Genomic DNA, 2,196 nt, shown 5'->3' with positions numbered 1-2,196 from the left:
GGCTTAGTGGGCGGGGGCGTTGAACGGTTCGTTCGTGTGCGAGCTGGGCGTGGTGGCTGGATTCCGCTGCGGCGAATTGCCTTGCCACGTCGTATCACCTTGTCGTAATGAAGCCAACACTTGATTCGTCGATGCGGGGCTGGGTCTATTCCCGGCCGCGCAGTAGAGAGTTACATCAAGTGTTCGATCCGTCATTCTTATTTCGGCTAGGCATCGGGCACATTTACAACCTCGTCAGCATGAAGCACTCAGGAGATTGAGGCCTTGCGTTAGCGGTTTCACGAGCCGTGATCATTCGGTTCCCATCGTGACCGTGAAGCGAATGGGCGGTCCAAACTGCGCCAACGTCGCAAGTTGTGCTCCATCTAGTGCGAACTGACAGTTAGCTTCACCTTCGGTATCAGTAAGTCCGGCGATGAACACATCGAAGTAGGCATCTTCAACGCCATGCAAGCCACGAAGCGTTCCTTCTCGTGGCTTCAGCTTATCGAGAAGCCGGTTCACAACATTGGCGACGTCGGCGTGGTCTCTGTCGATTACGAGGCACCAGAGCCCTGTCTTGTTGACGTATTTGCGTCCGGTGACCGGCGCTGTCCTTGTTTCGCCCTTTCGGCGGCCATCGGTTGGCGCGATCCCCAGCTCCTTGGAGATATCTCCGGATCCAGTTCACTTCCAATCAAATACAAGCTCACGATGACTTTTGTATCAGAGGTGTTCGTTTCGGTTTTGCTTCCCATAGATTCCCTACGGATTCACCATCGGGATCAAACACGATCATTTCCAGCCGATGCTCTTTGCGAGCGCACCAGCTTGCGCTCCCCATGATGGAATCAACCGAACTAGTACAACCCTGCCCTCGAGAACATCCTGAGCGGCGGTCTCAATCTCGAGCTCGGTGGAGACGCGCTCGCCATCGGACGTGGTTGAGATCCATTGCACATGCTGTCGGATTTCATCGAGTGTCGGCTGTTGCTTCGGATCAAAGACAACAAGTTGCAGAACGACGTTTTGCAGTCCGAAGTCGCTGCAGCGAAACCTTTGGACGCCGGTAAGAAGCAATGTCGAATCGCATCCGTCGACTTTGCGGAAGACAAACTCGACCTCAGACGATCCCGGATCGTTACGAATCGCAAAGAGTTCCGCATCGTGCAGATGCGCCCACGTGTTTAGCAGAGCTCCGTTGTTCGCGTTCATGATTTCAACAACCGTTAGTGATGCGGCCGCGTGGCCACGGGGACAGGGGGACACCCGGGCCTCTTCGCCCGTTGTCCCAATTGTGGCCGTGTGGTTTGCCGGCTCCATGGTCGCGATGCCAATCAATATCGACTTCCGGCTTTCCGTTCGGACCGAAAAGACGCTCTTGACCGCTTCCTGGCTCGCCATCACCCGGATTGATATGCCATGAACCTGGCTCACCAGCGTTGGGTGTCTTGTCCCGTTGAAGCATCGGACCGAACACGTTCCAACCGAGCAAAGCGCCTGTCGCGGCGCCAATCCCGTTCACCACCCAACCGGCAATTGTCGGCGCAGCCGGCAGAAGCAAGGCCAACTGCCCATCCGGATCTGTATAGCTCATCGGGTTGGAGTTGGCGTAGGTTGCCTGTTCAGTCCTCCACCAAGCCCGATCCGATCGGGCTGCGTATACCGCCCCGTCCGGCTGTCATAGAACCGATACCGGTTCTGCGCCAGCCCCGACTCCTTGTCCCGGTACTGTCCCGGGTACCCAACATTGAACTCGACCGCCGCGATGTTCGTCGTCCCCGGATTCGGATTGACGTCCAGGTTCGCAAACCGGTACTTCGCGATCGTCGGCTTCTCCTCACCGAAGGCCGAGTAGGCCCACTGCCACGCGACCTGGCCCTGGCTGTTGGTCAACCGCCGCGGCGTGTTGAGATGGTCGCTGTGCACGGCGTAGGTCTGACCATCGATCACCGCTGCGATCGGCATCGGCCCGTTGGCCGTGGGCAGGTAGATGTACTGCGTGCTGCCGCTACTGTTGGCACCACCGGTTCCCGTCTCGGCGATCAGGCTGCCGTCTTCGTCGTAGACGTAGGCGAAGCCCTGCTGCTCCGCCGTGCTGGCGGCCGGCGCCCACATCCTCGTGAAGAAGGCCACCAGGCCCCGGAAGAACCCCGGGTCTTGCTCGTCGCCTTCGCTCGGCGGGTACAGCGGCTCGGTCTTGAAGACCCGCTGGCC

General features: G+C 58.7%; 3 protein-coding genes. All 3 read right to left on the bottom strand.

The annotated features are described in order from the left end of the window. Window positions 1-291: 291 nt before the first annotated feature. Window positions 292-651, bottom strand: a complete 360-nt coding sequence (locus tag B0W80_RS34595) for a DUF4279 domain-containing protein (RefSeq protein WP_083745818.1) — start codon at window positions 649-651, stop codon at window positions 292-294. Between the two features lie 123 nt (window positions 652-774). Beyond that, window positions 775-1,416: a hypothetical protein gene (locus B0W80_RS35285; protein WP_143684914.1), complete on the bottom strand. Its 642-nt coding sequence runs from the start codon at window positions 1,414-1,416 to the stop codon at window positions 775-777. 156 nt (window positions 1,417-1,572) lie between these two features. Further along, window positions 1,573-2,196: RHS repeat-associated core domain-containing protein (locus tag B0W80_RS33905; RefSeq protein ID WP_179107105.1), on the bottom strand; the 624-nt coding region annotated here is incomplete at its 5' end.

The organism is Variovorax sp. KK3, assembly GCF_001984055.1.
Taxonomy (GTDB): domain Bacteria; phylum Pseudomonadota; class Gammaproteobacteria; order Burkholderiales; family Burkholderiaceae_C; genus Variovorax.
The sequence above is the reverse complement of the archived record's forward strand: the minus strand, read 5'-3'. Positions and strand labels throughout refer to the sequence as shown.